The following is a 16,039-nucleotide window of genomic DNA, read 5'->3' as shown; positions in this document are numbered from 1 at the left end:
AAAAATGTACATCAACAACTCCAATATTAAACTTCCAGAAGATCCAAATACTATTGTTTGGAAATACCTTGACTTGTCTAAATTCCTAGAATTATTACTTTCTAGGAAGTTATTCATGTCTCGTTCTGATAAATTTGAAGATCAATACGAAGGGACTTTTAGCGAACCGACATTTGAAGAAATAAAGAAATTATCAACGGATAATCCTGATTTCTTAAAATACTACAAAACACATCGTGAAAAAGTAGCGATTAGCAGCTGGCATATTAATGAGTATGAATCTTTTGCAATGTGGCAAATATTTACTCAAAACAGTGAGGGGCTAGCCATTCAATCTACGATAGGTAGATTACAAAATGCTTTGGTGCCAGAGGGAACATTCAACCAATATATCGGAGAAGTTAATTATATTGACTACAAAAAAGAATACATCCCCTTTGATGATATGTTCTTCCCTTTTTTATTCAAAAGAAAAAGCTTTCAATATGAAAGAGAAGTTCGCATCATTACAGATGTTACAGTTAATAATATTAGTCTTAACGATGGATTAAAAATTAATGTAGACATCAATCAGTTGATTGAGAAAATCTACATTCATCCTAAATCTGAAAACTGGTATAAAAATTTAGTAATCCAACTGGTAAAAGAACTTGGATTTCATTTTACCATCGAAAAATCAGATTTAGAAAGTGATATTTTGATCTAAATAGGTTCGTAACTTTTTACTTCCCAATTGCTTCGTGACAAATCGATGTAATTGTAATGCACTACGTCATTTTTGTCAAATTGACCATTTTTGTTAGTATCTTCAACGGTTCTAAAGTACAGACGATTTTGAGACTCAATCAAATTCCAATCTATTAACTCTTGAAAATTAACCGATATTTTTGTGAACTTCTCACCGCTTATGTCGCTTAAATACAGGCTTTTGATATCGCTTGAATCCAATTTTCCATCCCTATTAGAATCCAAGTCGAATAGCGTATAAACCATAATTTTGTTTTTGGTTCTTTCGGCTATTCCACTTAAATATGTGGCTGTTTGAATCAAAACAGGTTTATCACTCAATGATTTTATCGAATCTGAATTTATTTTTTGGAATTTAAGATTTTGTAAATAGCCAGTAATTTCATTTTCTCCATAGTTGGAGATGGTAAAACTTAAATCAATCACACTGGATGAACCATAACGGGATTTTGTACCACGTTCGTACACCCTTAAATCGCCTACTGGATGAATCAAATAATCAGTTCCTTCCATTTGAATAGGTAAGTCAGCAATAGCAATTTGAGTCGAATCCATTTTGGTAAACGGTTTCTCCTTATTAGAGTTATCATAAATCACTTTTGGCTTTTCAACCTCTTCCTTACAACTTGTTAAAAACAACACTGAAAAAAGCAATAAAGCTATTTTTATATTTTTCATATCCAGCTAATATTAAAATAAAATCAAATGTAAACAATTTAAAAAATGGATTTCTATTTCTCTCCACCTTTTTTCTATACTAAACAAACAAAAAGCCTTATAACTTGGCAGTCAACTTAATATTAAAAACACGAGTAGTCATATAATTAGGAATTCCATACTCTGATTTTGTATAAACATCTCTCACCCAAGTATTGGTAATAGCGTTTTGATTATTGAACAGATTAAATATTTCAAAACCCAAAGCCAATTCCTTAAAATTCTTAAACAATACACTTTGAGGTCTTGGTTTCGTTTGGTCGATAAATACTTTGAAAAAACCTACATCAGCTCTTCTATAATCATTCAGTCGGTTTTGATACAAATAAGGATCAGCGTACGCTGGAGAACCTCCTGGCAACCCAGTATTATAAACTAAGTTTAAATACAATTTAACCGAAGGGATATTAGGCATATAATCTTGGAATAACAAAGCAAATTTCAATCTTTGATCTGTAGGTCGAGCAATATACCCTTTGTCAGCACTATTTTCTTCTGTTTGCAAATAACCAAAACTCATCCATGATTCGGTACCTGGGACAAACTCTCCATTCAGCCGAACATCTAACCCTTGCGCATAAGCAATGGCATCGTTGGTTGCAGCATAACGAATTCGGACATTATCTACTGTGTAGGTGTTTACATCCGTCATGGATTTATAATAGAGTTCCGAAACCAGTTTAAATGGGCGCTCCCACATTTTAAAACTATAATCGTTGCTCAAAACAAAATGAACGGATTTTTGTGCTTTGACATCAGGTTGTACTACACCACTCGCATCTCTTAATTCGCGATAAAAGGGCGGTTGATGGTACACTCCTCCTGAAACCCTGAAAATCATATCTTTTTCCCAATTGGGTTTGATGGCAAATTGAGCTCTTGGACTAAAAACGGTTTGCGAAGCTCTATCTGCGTTTGTGTCTGAAACAGACCAATTGTGGAAGCGCATTCCTGCATTGTACCAAACATCTGTTGCGCCAATTCTGTCTCTTCGACTCCATTGAAAATATCCCGAAAAACGATTGATATCATTAAAATTAATGGCTCTAATGCTTCTAAATGGTACCAAAGGCCCCGTATAAGACGTATAAGGTTGTTCGTTTTTTGGCAAAAACTTATCCGGTGGATTAATCGAAAACCCCGCAGAATCAATTACCTCCCACTCAATGACGCGATCCCTAATAGATTCCCTCGTGAATTTAGCGCCCCATTCAACTAAGTTTTTTTTCCAATCATGAAAACCTTTAAATTCCGTATTTACAATCAAAGCATCCAAATCATTTCTAGCATGATTAAGCTGTGAACCAATTCCTCTTGTGAAGCTTACATTTCCGTAGGTATCACCACCAATTGTTGTGTCTACTTCTCCAAGGCGGTACTGTGCTAGAATATCAAAATGTTCCTGTTCAGTCGTATGAAAAACAGATGCAATGTATTTCAATGTAAAATTTTCGCTGGCCTTGTAAGTTGTTTTAAAGGCGCCAAAATAAGTTTCGTATTTATCTTTTTCTTGCCCTTCATAAAAAACCGTCAGCGCCATAGGTCTATCAATGGTTCCAAATTTTGTTTGACGCGTTAAGGGTTGGTAATTGTACCTATTCTGCGATATATTTCCTAAAAAATTAAAATTCCATTTGGATGAAGCATTAAAATTGATATTGGTCTGCATATCAACAAATGATGGCTCATAATTCGTTTCTGTATCTTGACTATTCACGAGTAAACTATTATTTCTATAGCGTACTCCTGTTACTGCTGTCCATTTTTTATTTTTAGAAATAGCATCAAGAGAAAGACTTCCTCCTAGGAAACTTGCTTCAAAAGTTCCACTTAACTTTGTTGGCATTCTATATGTTATATCCAAAACTGAGGATAGTTTATCTCCAAATTTAGCTTGAAAACCACCAGCTGAAAACTCGACATTTTGCACTAAATCGGTATTTGTAAAACTAAGTCCTTCTTGCTGCCCCGACCGAATTAAAAACGGACGATAAACCTCAATTTCGTTCACATAAACTAAGTTTTCATCATAATTTCCCCCTCGAACAGCATATTGCGTACTCAATTCGTTATTGGAATTTACACCAGGAAGAGTTTTTAGAATATTTTCAATTCCAGCATTGGCACCAGCCATTTTCCGAATAAGTTCTGGTTCAATAGTTGTGATTCCTTGCACCTGCTTTCTATTAGAAGACGACACAATAACCTCCCCCATCTGTTCCTGTTGGTCATTCATCACAACATTAAATTCATATACCTCTCCTTCATTTAACCATAAGGATATAGTAGTCATTTTTAACGAAACATGTGTAAACACAACCGCTACTTTTTTATTAGTAGGCACCTTAATACTATATTTTCCATCATTATCTGTAAAAGTCTTACTATTGGAGCAAGTCACATTTACACTGCTTACCGGTTGCTTGCTATTATCTACAACCACACCCTTCACTACGGCTGTTTGTGCATGAGATTGTATACCTAATGCACACAAAATCATAAAACTCATTATTTTTATACTATTCAAACTATCTGTATTTTATTTTTGACTTCTATAAAAACGAGTCTCAAAAGTAGTTGAATTACCTACATTATCAACCACAATCACTTTCAAATCATTAGCCCCTTCAGCAACTATACCCTCACTGAAATTATGAGTTATTTTACGTGTTTTATAATCATACTCAAATAATGCCCACACACCGTTGAGATAACCGCTATATGACTTTATGCCTGAACCACTATCGCTAATAATCAACGATAAGGATTTATGAGAACTCAACCATTTCCCTTCTATGGGATAACTCATTGAAATTACAGGCCTAGTAGTATCTGTTGCCAAAGTATACCTTCCTAATGATTTTACTTTGGCAGTAAAAACATTGCCTTTTCGTGTGGTTGCATTGTAACCAGTTCTACCTCTTGAATCTATATCTGCAATATAGACTTTTTCTCTTTCAGTTTCAGAAAATTTAATATCCTCAACACTAATTGTGAAGTAAGAATGAACAGGAGTCAATTCATCATGTAAATACAAACTATCACCACGAACATCAAAATTCATATCAAAATTATCATAGAAAGTACCTGCAGGGAAAAAGACAGACCAATTGTTTTTGGTAAACATATTCTCTCTATTTACTTTTACAAAATAATTGGATACTTTGGTTTCCTTTTCAACGATAGCTGTTACAGAATCATAACTAATAGGGATATTGATAATAGTAGTATTGCCGTGAAAGTCGGCTACTTCAATTTTATAGGTATAAGTCAAATTAGGCATGACAGTAATAACTCCATTGGATTGGTCGGTTTTAATAATACTCAATGGATAAGGAGTAGTCATAAATAATTTTTGAATTCTTTGAGATGTTTTTTTGTATTTTGGATAATCAATCAAGGCATTGATATATCTCATTTCGTCAAAGGAATAAGTGTCCATTTGAAAACCAAAGCTAGGCTTCCCATTGCAATAGGATTGTATTTTATAAATCCCATTTTTACTTTTAGAAACCGCATCATAATCATCAGCGGTAACACCAAAACCAATTTTTCTGTTAGCCGAAACTTTGTTAGCCAAATACGTTCCGTCTTTCTGTAAAGCAAGATTAAGTAAAATAGGTCTTTTAGATTGGTTGACTGTTGTTTTGTCGTCTATTGGGTAAACATACAATGCAGAGACAGTAGGTTTTCGGTTGTCACTTACGAATTTGTCGTATCCAAAATGAAGTGGATTAATAATTTTTTCCGTTTTAGTATCACGAAATTCAAAATGCAAATGAGGTCCCTGTGACGAACCTGTATTTCCAGACAAAGCAATTGTTTCCCCTTTTTTGACTACTAATTCATTTTGTTTAGGAAATAATTCTACCTCAAAAGATTTTTCACGATACTGTGCTTTGCGAATGTATTCCCCAAGAGCACCTTCCACTTTTTGTAAATGGCAATAAACGGAAGTGTATCCGTTAGGATGGTCAATATATAAGGCACTTCCGTTTCCGTAAGGTGAAATTTTAATTCTTGACACATAACCATCGGCAACCGCATGTACAGCAACGCCTTCTCTACCTAATGTTTTCAGATCAAAACCGGCATGAAAATGGTTGGGTCTCAATTCTCCAAAATTTCCAGAAACTTGCATTGGGATATCTAAAGGTAGCCCAAAATAATCTTTTGGATAATTATTTTGTCCTATTAAAACAGTAGAAAGCAACAGTAATAAATTATAATATTTCATTCTTTTCATTTTTGCTAAGATAAAAAAGTAATTCGTATTGCTTTAGAAAAAAAATAGAAATCGTAACCATTTACAGTACAACATTTTGCCATTTTTATAATAAAAAAACAAATAAAATATTGTAATAATAAAAAGTAATACTAAATTTGTAATATTAAGTAATGAATTAGGAAAGAGAATGAGTGTAATTGCAGAAATAATTGATACTCTTGAAAATAAAGTTGGAAAACTGATTCTAAAAATAAAAAATTTAGAAAAAAACACTCAAGAATTACATATCGAATTAGCTAAATCTGCACAAATCATACAAGCTCAAAACACTGAGATTGAAGCGTTAAAAGCGCAATATGAAACACTTAAATTAGCCAACTCATTACTTGGCAGTGACGAAAATAAAAGAGATACAAAGCTTAAAATAAATTCATTAATTCGTGAAATTGATTACTGTATAGCACAGCTATCAGACTAATAAGAAATATGGACGAAAAGCTTAAAATTAAAATATCAATTGCAGACAGAGTCTATCCCTTAACAGTGGATCCGTCTCAGGAAGAAGGACTTAGAAGTGCGTCCAAGAAAATTGATACAATGATTAAGCAGTTTGAAGAAAATTATGCTGTTCGTGACAAGCAAGATGTATTAGCCATGTGTGCTTTGCAATTTGCCTCACAAGTGGAACAGAAACAAATTGACAATGCTATCAACGGAAATGAAACCATAGATAGAATTAACAAAATCAACGCGTTACTAGATCACTATCTCGAAAAATAAACGTTCTTTACATAAACTAAGATACTGCCTACATTAGTTCACATTTGGTAAACTCAACACTAACAAATTAGAATGAGCGAATCTTCACTACTAAAGCATGCCACGCCCAGGCGAGGAAACTTGAACAGTGAGTTAGCTCAAAACTTGTCTTTTCGAGTTTATTCAAGCAATTAATGTAGGCTTTTTTTATATATAAATTTTAAACAAACATGGACATAGTAACAATCGTCATCTCAGGGATTATAGGTATTGCAGCAGGTTTCAGCATTGCCAAAATCATAGAAAAAAGCAATATTTCAAATCTAATTAAAAACGCTAAAAAAGAAGCCGCTTCCATCTTAAAAGACGCTAATTTTGAAGCTGAAAACATAAAAAAAGATAAAATTCTTCAAGCTAAAGAAAAGTTTATCGAACTAAAATCAGAACACGAACAAGTGATTTTAGCAAGAGACAAAAAAGTGGCCGAAATTGAAAAAAGAACTAGAGACAAAGAATCTCAAATTTCAAATGAGCTTTCGAAAGCAAAGAAAATCAATGACGATTTTGAAAACAAAACAGCTGAATTAAGCGCAAAAATCGAAATTTTAGAGAAAAAACAAGCTGAAGTTGAAAAACTTCATAAAAGTCAATTGCAACAACTAGAAGTTATTTCTGGATTGTCTGCTGAAGAGGCTAAAGAACAATTGGTAGAAGGTTTAAAGTCGGAGGCTAAATCCAAAGCCATGTCTCACATTCAAGATACCATTGAAGAAGCCAAACTTACAGCTCAACAGGAAGCTAAAAAAATCATCATCAACACTATTCAAAGAGTTGGAACAGAAGAAGCAGTAGAAAACTGTGTATCTGTTTTCAACATTGAATCTGACGATGTAAAAGGAAGAATCATTGGTCGTGAAGGGCGAAACATTAGAGCTTTAGAAGCTGCTACAGGTGTAGAGATTATTGTTGATGATACTCCAGAAGCAATCATTCTTTCTTGTTTTGATCCAGTACGAAGAGAAATCGCTCGTTTGGCATTACACAAACTAGTAACAGACGGTCGTATTCACCCAGCACGTATTGAAGAAGTTGTAGCTAAAACAGCCAAACAAATTGACGACGAAATTATTGAAGTAGGTAAGCGTACCGTAATAGACCTTGGAATTCATGGTTTACACCCTGAATTAATTAAAGTAGTAGGACGTATGAAATACCGTTCTTCTTATGGTCAAAACTTATTGCAACACTCTCGTGAAGTTTCTAAACTTTGTGGAATTATGGCAGCTGAATTGGGCTTGAACGTGAAGTTAGCTAAGAGAGCTGGATTATTACACGATATTGGGAAAGTACCAGATACCGAAAGTGATTTACCTCACGCTTTACTAGGAATGCAATGGGCAGAGAAATATGGTGAAAAAGAAGAGGTTTGTAACGCAATTGGAGCTCACCATGATGAAATCGAAATGAAATCATTGCTTTCTCCAATTATTCAAGTTTGTGATGCCATCTCAGGAGCAAGACCAGGAGCCAGAAGACAAGTATTAGATTCTTACATCCAACGTTTGAAAGATCTTGAAGAAGTTGCTTATGGGTTCAATGGTGTGAAAAATGCTTACGCAATTCAAGCCGGTAGAGAACTTCGTGTTATCGTAGAGAGTGAAAAAGTATCTGATGACAATGCAGCTACTTTATCTTTCGAAATTTCACAAAAAATCCAAACTGAAATGACTTATCCAGGACAGGTTAAAGTAACGGTAATTAGAGAAACTAGAGCTGTAAATATTGCAAAGTAATACTTTGTTTTTGCCTTTAGAATTATAAATTCATTTATAAAAAATAAGCTCGATTAATAATCGAGCTTATTTTTTTGTTACATAGAGCAGTTTGATTTTAGAAACTACTGCTATAATCGAATTCCAGGAGGTAATAACTCTTTGTATTCTGGGTTTTTTTTGAAAAAAATAACGATTTCAGGTAAAATAGGAACTACTTTTAATTTTCGTTCTACCGCTATGGCCAAAATGTCTGTTAGGAATTGATGTATAAAAGCTGTGTTTTCAAAATGATCTGGTGTATTGATTTTAGTTAAAAATATCTTTCGTTCTTGAAACGAATATTCTACAGTTACCAATCCTTCTTCAACAGTAGTTTCAAATTGTCGGGCAAAGCTGTTGTCTTTGATGTCTAAGGTGATTAAATGTTCCATTTGATATTTTAAAATTAATATTGCGATACTTTTTTAGAAGTAGGTTTGATTTTTGATTTTACATAACCATATAATTAACACAAAAACTTCTTTCATGAACAAAATTGATACTAGAATTCGAGTTTAGAAAGATTTGAAAATACAATTTGATTTGGAGAAAATCACAGAAAGTAAAGTTAGTGAATTGATTATCAATTAACAACGTTTTTGTCGGTTTTAACGAAAACTTAAAATGGAATTTATAGAAATTATATTAATTTCATAAAAAACTACTGTAATGGTGTTAGTTGGATTATATTGAAGTATTTTTAGGACGCAGAAATATTTTTTGAAAGATGAGTAAGATTCCTGTTTATTTTATGCCAGGTTTAGCGGCAAGTGCCTTAATTTTTGAAAGGATCACTCTTCCTGAAGCATTCGAAGTAGTGCTGTTAGAGTGGGAAATTCCTTTGGAAAAGGAATCTTTGTCAGCTTATGCATTGCGTATGACTCATAAGATAAAGCATTCTAATCCGGTTTTAATTGGTGTTTCCTTTGGTGGAATTCTAGTGCAAGAAATGGCATTACATATTCCTGTACAAAAAATTATCATTATATCGAGTGTTAAAAGTAATCAAGAATTTCCCACCCGACTCAAATTAGCAAAAAGTACCAAAGCATACAAACTTATCCCGATGAGTTTAATCTTGAACCTCGAAAATCTGGCCCGTTTTTCTTTTGGAGAGAAAATAAATAAACGATTGAAATTATATGAAAAATTTCTTTCTGTACGTGATATTCGTTACTTAGAATGGGCGGTAGAACAAGTGGTTTTATGGGATAGATCAAAACCAGCCGATGGAATTATCCATATTCATGGTGATGCGGATGATGTTTTTCCAATAAAATATATAAGCGATTGCATTACTTTAAAAGGAGCTACCCATATCTTAATTCTCAGTAAATATAAATGGTTGAATGCTAATTTGCCTGGTTTGATTTTAGGAGGTAATTGAAGTAATTTATCAACTTCTATTGATGTGTCATTTGTAATTATTAAATCGCATATAGCTACTATACTTCAATGTGAATAGAGATTAATTGTTGCTTTATTTCCATTTGATTCCACAACCAATACTAGCTTTTTGATTGGGATTGATTACCCTATTGTACAAAACGCTGTCAATAGCTCCACGCAAATCACTACCGCTAATCGGTATGCCATTCCCGGGTCTGCTATCGTCCATTTGTCCGCGATATACTAAGTGGTCTTGTTGATCAAATAGATAAAAATCAGGAGTACAAGCTGCTTGATAGGCTTTAGCTACTTCTTGTGTTGCGTCAAATAAATACGGGAAGTCGAAACTGTTTTCAAATGCAAATTCGGTCATTAGCTCAGGACCATCTTGCGGATATTGTACAATATCATTACTTGAAATTGCGACAAATCCTATTCCTTGTACGCGGTAATCATTTGCAATCCGAACAATTTCTTCAATTGCATGATGTACAAACGGACAATGATTGCATATAAACATAACAACTGTTCCTTTTTCGCCTTTAACCTCTGTGAAATTAAAGTTTTTTGTTTCCGAAGTACGATCGTTAAGATAAAAATCAGGTGCTTTAGTTCCTAAGGCAAGCATATTTGATTTCATTCTAGCCATAATAATTGTTTTTTGAAGTTTAAAGTTATGGAAAATCTGTTGTTTTATGGTCTAATTAATTATTTTTAAATTATAAAAGTAATAAGTATGATTAGTTGGCAAGATTTTGAAAAGGTAGCCATGCATGTGGGAACCATTTTAGAGGTAAATGATTTTCCTGAAGCAAGAAATCCCAGTTATAAATTGCGGATTTATTTCGGGTCTGAAATTGGGATTCGGAAGACCTCTGCACAAATAACCAAACGTTACACAAAAGAAGCTTTAATAGGACGTCAAATAGTGGCTGTTATTAATTTTCCTGAAAAACAAATTGGGAAATTTATGAGCCAATGTTTGGTATTAGGGGCTGTAGGGGATGCGGGAGATGTTGTGTTGCTACACCCTGATTTTAAAGTAGAAAATGGAATGAGAATAGGTTAGTGTAATTATGAAAAAAAATAATTGATGCTGATTTTCATTTAGTGTATACAAGGATAAATAGGGTAAATTAAAAACAAAAAGTTTAAATTTACCATCTGATGGTACTAGAATTCTCTTCGTGGAGAATGTTAAGAGTATCTCCTAAATTTTAATTCATGAAGAATACCATTGCAGAACGTATATATGATTTTTTAAAAGATTATCCTCCTTTTAATTTGATTTCGAAAGAAACGCTATTAGAAATTGCTAAGAATATTGAGATTGAATATTTTGAAAAAGACTCCATTATATTTAATCAAGATGATATGCCTCACGAGCATTTTTATATTATCAATCAAGGCTCAGTACGATTGTATCGTTTTGTGGATAATGTAAAGGTAAACATAGATATTTGTGATGAAGGTGATTTATTTGGTTTGCGTCCCTTGATTATGAATGAAAGTTATCTTATGGGAAGCTTCTGCCAATGAAGAAGTAATTTTATATGGTATTCCAATTAGCTTATTTCATGATATTATTGCCAATTATCCAAAAGTGAGCCAATTCTTGTTGGCTAGTTTTGCTACGAATACACGTGATCCATATTCGGATAAGCACAAAGGAAAATTATTTGCTAATATTGCTTCGGTACAAAAAGTTGAAAATAGTTTTGCCGAAGTACAATCCGCTAAATACAGTAAAAACCCTGTTATGTGTACAGCAGATATTTCGATTCAGGAAGCTTGTAAAATAATGACTGATGCCAAAGTGAATTCGATTATAGTAGCTGATAATAAAATTCCAATTGGGATTATTACTGACAAGGATATTAGAACCAAAATAGGAACTGGTTTGTTTGCTACTACTGAAAAAGTAAATGCTATCATGACTACTCCAGTTGTTACTTTTCCTGAAAAAATAACTGTTGCAGAAGCTCAAATTGCGATATTAAAACACAAAGTATCTCATATTTGTATTACAAAAGACGGTACTAATACTTCGGAAATAATTGGAGTTTTAGGGGATCATGATTTGAATATTATCCAAGGTAATAATCCAATATTTTTGATGCGTGAAATTAAATACGCCAAGGATGTAGAGACTTTACATCATATAAGAGTAAGGGCTTCTGAATTAACACAGGGCTATTTGGAACAAGAAATTCCAATTTATTTTATTACCAAAGTTATCTCAGAGATTAATACAGCAATAACAAAAAGAATTATAAAGCTCAGTATTGAAGAAATTGGAGAGCAACCACCTGTGGCTTACACTTGGCTTGCTATGGGGAGTCAAGGACGAAAAGAACAATTGTTGATTACCGACCAAGATAATGCCTTAGTTTTTGAAAATGTTTCAGAAGCAGATTATCCGAAAGTAAAGGAGTATTTTTTAAATTTGGCTACCAAAGTGACCGAGAAACTTCATACCGTGGGTTTTGAATATTGCCCGGCTAATATTATGGCGAGCAATCCTAAGTGGTGCAATTCCTTGAAAGAATGGAAAAAACAGTTTAAAGATTGGATTAATAATCCTAGTTCAGACAAAATTTTACTGAGTATTATTTTCTTTGATTTTGATTATGTTGATGGCGATAGCGATTTGTATAATGAGATGTCTGATAGTGTTTTTCGTTATATTGCTGATAAAGAGATATTTTTGGGTTTTTTAGGAAAAGCTACTCTTAATAATCCTGCGCCACTTGGCTTTTTTAAACAGTTTTTAGTAGAACAAGATGGTGAACATAAGGATCAATTTGATATCAAAAGCCGAGCGATTCGACCCTTAGTAGATGCGGCTAGAATTTTTTCTTTACATCACAACTTAAAGATTAACAATACCATTGCCCGTTACGAAAAATTAATGGAGGTGGAACCTCAAAATCGGGACTTTTTTGAGTCTTGTGCAAATGCTTTTAAGATTTTGTTACAGTTTAGAACGCTACAAGGTTTGGCTAATAATGATGGAGGAAAGTTTGTAGATATTAATAATTTGAGCAAGGCCGACCGATTGAAGCTAAAAAGTTGTTTTAAACCAATAAAAAATGTACAAGAAGCACTGTCCAGTCGTTTTAGTGTTGCATTAATACCCTAAGATATGTTTAAATTTTTTAAAAGAAGACGACGCCCTGATTTTTGGAAAAAGCATATTGAAGTCGTTCAGAATAGTAAGAAGTATAATAATTTTGAGGAGGCTCGATTTGTTGTTTTAGATACTGAAACAACCGGTTTTGACTATGAAAATGATCGTATTTTGTCTATTGGCGCTGTGGCTATTAAAAACAATAAAATTCAGGTTTCAGACTCCTTTGAAGTATACATTAAACAAGAAGTGTTTAATAAAGAAACAGTTAAAATCCACGGTATACGCCGAGATGGTACGGAAATTAAAGTAAGTGAAGCGGAAGCTCTTGTTCAGTTTTTAGAATATCTAGATGATGCCATTATTGTGGCACATCATACCAAATTTGATATGACCATGATAAATAAAGCACTTCGAAGAATAGGTGGGGGAACGGTGAGATCCAAACAATTAGACACCAATTTTATTCATAAAAAAATAGCTGTTGAGGATCGTTTCAAGAAAATGTATTCTTTGGATGAGTTGTGCTCCATTTATAATGTCAAAAAACACGATCGTCATACGGCTTTGGGCGATGCCTTGATAACTGCTTATTTGTTTTTGAAATTAACCTATCGGTATAAGAAGAATAATATTTTGGATATTGATAGTTTAGTTAAAACAAATTATCAGTTGGGGTCTTAGTTTTTTAATCAAAGTAAATCTGTATTTTATGAAGAGCTACTTTTTTTAGCTCTTTTAATCCCTTTGTAAATTTCAATCCACAATACTGAACTAGAACTGATAAGACAGCAAATTAAAATCTGGTTCCAGTTTAAAGGAACAACTTTAAAGAAGTTAGCAATTGACGGAGTATAAACAATTAAACCTAGTAGAAGTAATGTTAAGCTGTTCATAAAAACCATCATATTGTTTTTATTTTTCAAAGAAGCAATTACTGAATAGTAAAAAGAACGGTTCACTAATGATAGAATAACATTAGAAAAAACTAAAGTGGTGAAAACCATGGTTCTGGTTAAGTTTTCGGTTCCTCCATTTTGAACCGATAGTTGGTAAACAAATAGCACACCAATAGTAATGACTAATCCTTGTATAATACTTAGTCCCATTTCTTTAATAGATAAAAAGGTTTTGCCCAATTGTCTTGGAGGTTGGATCATGCTGTTTTTTTCTGCTGGTTCGTTTTCGTATACTATGGAACACATGGGGCCCATAATCATTTCTAGGAAAATAACATGAACTGGAGTGAATATGTCAGGGTAAATCCACCCAAAAAATAATGGAAGTGAAACTGTGAGAATGATTGGTATATGAATAGAAACAATATACTGCACGGCTTTTTTTATGTTGGTATAAATGCGTCGTCCTGATGCTACTGCCGTAATCATTTTTGATAAGTCATCATCGATGAGAATGATATCGGCAGCGTTTTTGGCAATTTCAGTTCCTTTTTTACCCATGGCAATTCCGATATGTGCAGCTTTTAAGGCTGGACCATCATTGACTCCATCTCCAACCATGGCTACAAGTTGGTGATCTTTTTTTAAAGCATTGATAACGGCAAGTTTGGCCTCGGGGAACATTCGAGTCAAAAGGCTGGTTTTATGAATGGTGTCCAACATTTCAAGTTCATTCATTCCCATTATAGTCCGACCTTCAACTGCTTGTTCTATGTTTTTTATACCAGCACTTTGTGCTATACTTCGTGTAGTGGTGCTATTGTCACCAGTAATGACTTTCACTTGAATACTAGCATCATAAAATTGTTTGAAAACAGATTGAATATTTGCTTTGGGTGGGTCAAAAAACACCACCAAACCTATGAATTTAAAAGGGAGTTCTTCTTGGTCTTCAGGGAAATCGTTTGAAGTGAATGAAGATTGAGCGATACCTAAAATTCGGTATCCATGTTCGCTAAGTTCTTGGAGAATATTTTCTGTTTTTTTCTTTTCTTCTGAATCTAATTGGCAAACTTTTAAAATGGTTTCTGCTCCTCCTTTGGCTGCAATAATTCGATTACCCGCACTATTTTTAAAAACATGCGTCATCATTGGCGGTTTGCCTTCTAATGGGTATTCATGAACAATCGAAAACTCTTTACGATGGTCTTCAGAAGTGTTCTTTTCATAAATAGAGTGAAGCGTCTTTTCCATGGGGTCAAAAGGAACTGGTTCACTTGCCCACATGGCTATTTCGATTACTTTTTGTGCAGCTAGAGTATTCCAGTTTTCCTTTTCATACAATTGTTCAGTATCGAAGGAATATACCGACTGGAGATTCATTTTGTTTTCAGTGATGGTTCCTGTTTTATCAGTGCAAATAACTGTAGCACTACCGAGTGTTTCAACTGTTCTGATTTTTTTAATAATGATTCCTTCTTTGAGTAATCGCCAAGAACCCAAAGCCATAAAAGTGGTAAATGCTACTGGTATTTCCTCAGGAAGTATGGACATGGCTAATGTCAGTCCCTTAAGTAAACTATTGAGAATGTCTCGGGTGTTATAAAAATAGACGCCCCAAACTAACAAGAAAACCATGATGCCAATAACAGCCATTCCCTTTACAAAATTTTCGATTTGGAGTTGAAGGGGAGTTGGAGCTTCTTTGGCTTCGAGTAAGGAGGTTCCTAGTTGTCCAATTTTAGTTTGTGAACCAATGGCAGTAACTTTGTAAATGGCCAATCCAGAAGCAACTAATGTGCCGCTGAGAACTTGTTTTTGTTCTGATTTTTCAGATTTAAATACCGAATAAGCTTCTCCTGTAAGCGTAGATTCATTCACTGAAAAATCATTGCTATAAACGATAATTCCATCCGCATTGATGGTGTTTCCTTCTTCCGCAATAACTAAATCGTTTATAACAATCTCTTTGGTAGGTATTTTTTTTGCAAGACCATCACGGTAAACAGTACTTAAAGGTTCTGTTAGTTTTTCAAGGGCTTCGATGGCTTTTCGACTACGATTGTCTTGGTAAAAAGAGATGCTTGCAACGGCAATAATGGCTGCTAGCATAAAATATGCTTCATTATTTTCGCCCAGGATAAAGTAAATTATTGTAACGGCAATCAGCAATATGAGCATGGGTTCTTTCAAGATATCCAATACTGCTAGCCACCATTTATACTTGACTTTGTGTACATGTAAGTTGTGTCCAAATTCCTCTCTGGATTTTTGAACTTCAGTTTCGCTCAAGCCAATGATGCTTTTGGGGATGTTGATTTCTCTTGACATATGGAAGCTGGATATTGATACTCAA

Annotated in this window: 15 protein-coding genes; 9 read left to right on the top strand and 6 right to left on the bottom strand. The window is 33.8% G+C overall.

What is annotated here, in order from left to right; all coding sequences use genetic code 11:
• Positions 1-4 precede the first annotated feature (4 nt).
• The gene (locus ACNH59_RS01020; protein WP_418263601.1) at positions 5-706 is read left to right on the top strand and encodes a hypothetical protein; all 702 of its coding nucleotides are present in this window, start codon (positions 5-7) and stop codon (positions 704-706) included.
• On the opposite strand, the gene ACNH59_RS01015 is transcribed toward ACNH59_RS01020, so the two are convergent.
• From ACNH59_RS01015 to ACNH59_RS01005, 3 genes are all read right to left on the bottom strand, one after another.
• Positions 703-1,425 carry a hypothetical protein gene (locus ACNH59_RS01015; protein WP_418263600.1) on the bottom strand — a complete coding sequence of 241 codons (723 nt, stop codon included), beginning with the start codon at positions 1,423-1,425 and terminating at the stop codon, positions 703-705. The two genes, ACNH59_RS01020 and ACNH59_RS01015, sit on opposite strands and share 4 nt — an antisense overlap.
• Before the next feature lie 97 nt (positions 1,426-1,522).
• The gene (locus tag ACNH59_RS01010) at positions 1,523-3,973 is read right to left on the bottom strand and encodes a carboxypeptidase-like regulatory domain-containing protein (protein ID WP_418263599.1); all 2,451 of its coding nucleotides are present in this window, start codon (positions 3,971-3,973) and stop codon (positions 1,523-1,525) included.
• A 30-nt stretch (positions 3,974-4,003) separates the two neighbouring features.
• A complete protein-coding gene (locus tag ACNH59_RS01005) occupies positions 4,004-5,701 on the bottom strand; it encodes a M23 family metallopeptidase (protein WP_418263598.1) in 1,698 nt (565 codons plus the stop codon).
• Between the two features lie 178 nt (positions 5,702-5,879).
• On the opposite strand from ACNH59_RS01005, the gene ACNH59_RS01000 reads away from it, so the two are divergent.
• The 3 genes from ACNH59_RS01000 (at position 5,880) to rny (ending at position 8,244) form a co-directional block, all read left to right on the top strand.
• Positions 5,880-6,170 carry a hypothetical protein gene (locus tag ACNH59_RS01000; RefSeq protein WP_418263597.1) on the top strand — a complete coding sequence of 97 codons (291 nt, stop codon included), beginning with the start codon at positions 5,880-5,882 and terminating at the stop codon, positions 6,168-6,170.
• 8 nt (positions 6,171-6,178) lie between these two features.
• Positions 6,179-6,472 (top strand): cell division protein ZapA, encoded by a 294-nt coding sequence (locus ACNH59_RS00995; RefSeq protein ID WP_418263596.1) that lies wholly within the window; start codon positions 6,179-6,181, stop codon positions 6,470-6,472.
• Positions 6,473-6,681: 209 nt separating this feature from the next.
• Positions 6,682-8,244, top strand: a complete 1,563-nt coding sequence (gene rny / locus ACNH59_RS00990; protein ID WP_418263595.1) for a ribonuclease Y — start codon at positions 6,682-6,684, stop codon at positions 8,242-8,244.
• A gap of 110 nt (positions 8,245-8,354) precedes the next feature.
• Here rny and ACNH59_RS00985 read toward each other — a convergent pair whose 3' ends face one another.
• Complete coding sequence (locus ACNH59_RS00985; protein WP_418263594.1) at positions 8,355-8,657, bottom strand: GNAT family N-acetyltransferase; 303 nt, start codon at positions 8,655-8,657, stop codon at positions 8,355-8,357.
• Positions 8,658-8,992: 335 nt separating this feature from the next.
• Between ACNH59_RS00985 and ACNH59_RS00980 the strand changes: the two genes are divergently transcribed.
• A complete protein-coding gene (locus ACNH59_RS00980) occupies positions 8,993-9,652 on the top strand; it encodes an alpha/beta fold hydrolase (RefSeq protein WP_418263593.1) in 660 nt (219 codons plus the stop codon).
• A gap of 93 nt (positions 9,653-9,745) precedes the next feature.
• Here the strand turns inward: ACNH59_RS00980 and ACNH59_RS00975 are convergent, their stop codons facing one another.
• On the bottom strand, positions 9,746-10,303 hold the full coding sequence (locus ACNH59_RS00975) for a thioredoxin family protein (protein ID WP_418263592.1): 558 nt from the start codon (positions 10,301-10,303) through the stop codon (positions 9,746-9,748).
• A gap of 87 nt (positions 10,304-10,390) precedes the next feature.
• Here ACNH59_RS00975 and ACNH59_RS00970 point away from each other — a divergent pair, with 87 nt between their 5' ends.
• The 4 genes from ACNH59_RS00970 (at position 10,391) to ACNH59_RS00955 (ending at position 13,468) form a co-directional block, all read left to right on the top strand.
• The gene (locus tag ACNH59_RS00970; protein ID WP_418263591.1) at positions 10,391-10,723 is read left to right on the top strand and encodes a tRNA-binding protein; all 333 of its coding nucleotides are present in this window, start codon (positions 10,391-10,393) and stop codon (positions 10,721-10,723) included.
• A 155-nt stretch (positions 10,724-10,878) separates the two neighbouring features.
• The gene (locus ACNH59_RS00965) at positions 10,879-11,193 is read left to right on the top strand and encodes a cyclic nucleotide-binding domain-containing protein (RefSeq protein WP_418263590.1); all 315 of its coding nucleotides are present in this window, start codon (positions 10,879-10,881) and stop codon (positions 11,191-11,193) included.
• Positions 11,159-12,796, top strand: coding sequence for a DUF294 nucleotidyltransferase-like domain-containing protein (locus ACNH59_RS00960; protein WP_418263589.1), 1,638 nt, complete (start codon positions 11,159-11,161; stop codon positions 12,794-12,796). Before ACNH59_RS00965 ends, ACNH59_RS00960 begins: the two co-directional genes overlap by 35 nt.
• 3 nt (positions 12,797-12,799) lie before the next feature.
• Positions 12,800-13,468: a PolC-type DNA polymerase III gene (locus tag ACNH59_RS00955; protein ID WP_418263588.1), complete on the top strand. Its 669-nt coding sequence runs from the start codon at positions 12,800-12,802 to the stop codon at positions 13,466-13,468.
• 26 nt (positions 13,469-13,494) lie between these two features.
• Here ACNH59_RS00955 and ACNH59_RS00950 read toward each other — a convergent pair whose 3' ends face one another.
• On the bottom strand, positions 13,495-16,014 hold the full coding sequence (locus ACNH59_RS00950) for a cation-translocating P-type ATPase (protein ID WP_418263587.1): 2,520 nt from the start codon (positions 16,012-16,014) through the stop codon (positions 13,495-13,497).
• Positions 16,015-16,039: the final 25 nt, after the last annotated feature.

The sequence above is a fragment of the Flavobacterium faecale genome, assembly GCF_048320115.1.
In the GTDB taxonomy this organism is placed as follows: Bacteria; Bacteroidota; Bacteroidia; order Flavobacteriales; family Flavobacteriaceae; genus Flavobacterium; species Flavobacterium faecale_A.
Note: the sequence above shows the minus strand (reverse complement) of the source record. Positions and strands in the feature narration are given on the sequence as shown.

What these genes read in the sequence shown, in the direction of transcription:
- ACNH59_RS01010 (WP_418263599.1), bottom strand. Translation starts at nt 3,973, where the DNA reads ATGAGTTTTATGATTTTGTGTGCATTAGGTATACAATCTCATGCACAA.
- ACNH59_RS01020 (WP_418263601.1), top strand. Translation starts at nt 5, where the DNA reads ATGTACATCAACAACTCCAATATTAAACTTCCAGAAGATCCAAATACT.
- ACNH59_RS00975 (WP_418263592.1), bottom strand. Translation starts at nt 10,303, where the DNA reads ATGGCTAGAATGAAATCAAATATGCTTGCCTTAGGAACTAAAGCACCT.
- ACNH59_RS00985 (WP_418263594.1), bottom strand. Translation starts at nt 8,657, where the DNA reads ATGGAACATTTAATCACCTTAGACATCAAAGACAACAGCTTTGCCCGA.
- ACNH59_RS00960 (WP_418263589.1), top strand. Translation starts at nt 11,159, where the DNA reads ATGAAAGTTATCTTATGGGAAGCTTCTGCCAATGAAGAAGTAATTTTA.
- rny (WP_418263595.1), top strand. Translation starts at nt 6,682, where the DNA reads ATGGACATAGTAACAATCGTCATCTCAGGGATTATAGGTATTGCAGCA.
- ACNH59_RS00995 (WP_418263596.1), top strand. Translation starts at nt 6,179, where the DNA reads ATGGACGAAAAGCTTAAAATTAAAATATCAATTGCAGACAGAGTCTAT.
- ACNH59_RS00955 (WP_418263588.1), top strand. Translation starts at nt 12,800, where the DNA reads ATGTTTAAATTTTTTAAAAGAAGACGACGCCCTGATTTTTGGAAAAAG.
- ACNH59_RS00970 (WP_418263591.1), top strand. Translation starts at nt 10,391, where the DNA reads ATGATTAGTTGGCAAGATTTTGAAAAGGTAGCCATGCATGTGGGAACC.
- ACNH59_RS00965 (WP_418263590.1), top strand. Translation starts at nt 10,879, where the DNA reads ATGAAGAATACCATTGCAGAACGTATATATGATTTTTTAAAAGATTAT.
- ACNH59_RS01005 (WP_418263598.1), bottom strand. Translation starts at nt 5,701, where the DNA reads ATGAAATATTATAATTTATTACTGTTGCTTTCTACTGTTTTAATAGGA.
- ACNH59_RS00980 (WP_418263593.1), top strand. Translation starts at nt 8,993, where the DNA reads ATGAGTAAGATTCCTGTTTATTTTATGCCAGGTTTAGCGGCAAGTGCC.
- ACNH59_RS01015 (WP_418263600.1), bottom strand. Translation starts at nt 1,425, where the DNA reads ATGAAAAATATAAAAATAGCTTTATTGCTTTTTTCAGTGTTGTTTTTA.
- ACNH59_RS00950 (WP_418263587.1), bottom strand. Translation starts at nt 16,014, where the DNA reads ATGTCAAGAGAAATCAACATCCCCAAAAGCATCATTGGCTTGAGCGAA.
- ACNH59_RS01000 (WP_418263597.1), top strand. Translation starts at nt 5,880, where the DNA reads ATGAGTGTAATTGCAGAAATAATTGATACTCTTGAAAATAAAGTTGGA.